Origin of the sequence: Dehalobacter sp. (assembly GCA_023667845.1) — a bacterium.
Taxonomy (GTDB): domain Bacteria; phylum Bacillota; class Desulfitobacteriia; order Desulfitobacteriales; family Syntrophobotulaceae; genus Dehalobacter.
On the sequence record JAMPIU010000093.1, the window covers coordinates 1 to 1052 of the forward strand.

Below are 1052 nucleotides of genomic sequence, written 5' to 3' on the forward strand. Positions count from 1 at the left end.
AAAAATCCTTCTTTGTGGACATATTTATGAACCTCCAGGTGAATAATGCCTATAAACACTTCCATTGAATGCGAAAGTTGACTTGTTCACTCAACTGTTTCGCCAAGCTTTTTGTAAAGCCTCATCAAGTAAGCAACACAGGCGGGTTCGTCGCCGAGGGGCCAGGGTTTGCCGTAAGCTTCCCAGACGGCTTTGTCGTTGGCGGTGTGGGCTTTGCGAAGTTCGGGGGGCATGGTGAGTTCGTCGTATAAGTCTGCCAGGCTGGCTTCCGGGTAGAGTTCGCGCGCATCCAGTATTGCCTGGGCAGTTTGTTCGATTTTCTCTTTTTGGGTAGCAGTTGGATTTGGCCAGGGAAAGTTGTTGTAGACGATCTGAGCGGAGTAACGGTATCGCATCTCCAATCGACCAGCAACCGTTCGCATCCATGCCATGTGAGTAGATGATGTAATTACACCAAACTCAAACAATGAAGCATCTGGAATCATCAAGTTTTGATCTCCACAAATTACATCAGGTTGGATGAAACCCATCGGGACATATCTACGGTTTTCTGATGATACTCTGGGAACTAAGATGTATTCAGTGTCCGGCTGCCGAATCTCCTGAAACAACATGGGTGTCTTAGCATCTTCACGAGTCGCAGCCTTAGTACTTGACAATCTAAACTCACGAATACTAGCAATTCTATTCATAATAGTAGGTATCTTTGAATATCTGATAGGAGAAATTGCTTTGAGCCAGAGACAATAACGAGGAATATTCTGGATATATTCCTTTGAACCCAAAAATGGCCGAATTAGATCGAATGCTTCAGGATAAGTCTTAACAAATTCTTGTTTTTGGCCTTCAGTGAAAAAGAAATTGCCATTGTCGGTTGGTTGACTTCCTTTGGTCATTATCGACACGTTGGATAATGGTTTACTTCTGCTTGCGACAAATACATCAGGTGCATCAAGCAAATATGGGTTTATCCTTTTTACCTTTTTTTCAGAACCATCACTTAGGAAAATTCTCTTATCGTTATGTTCGTTCCAACTAAAACCCACAATTAC

1 protein-coding gene is annotated in these 1052 nt (G+C 43.0%); it reads right to left on the minus strand.

The genetic code is table 11. The features are described from left to right. Positions 1–86 precede the first annotated feature (86 nt). Positions 87–1052, minus strand: a 966-nt coding sequence (locus NC238_06695) for a methylase (GenBank protein ID MCM1565626.1), incomplete at its 5' end; no start/stop codon positions are given.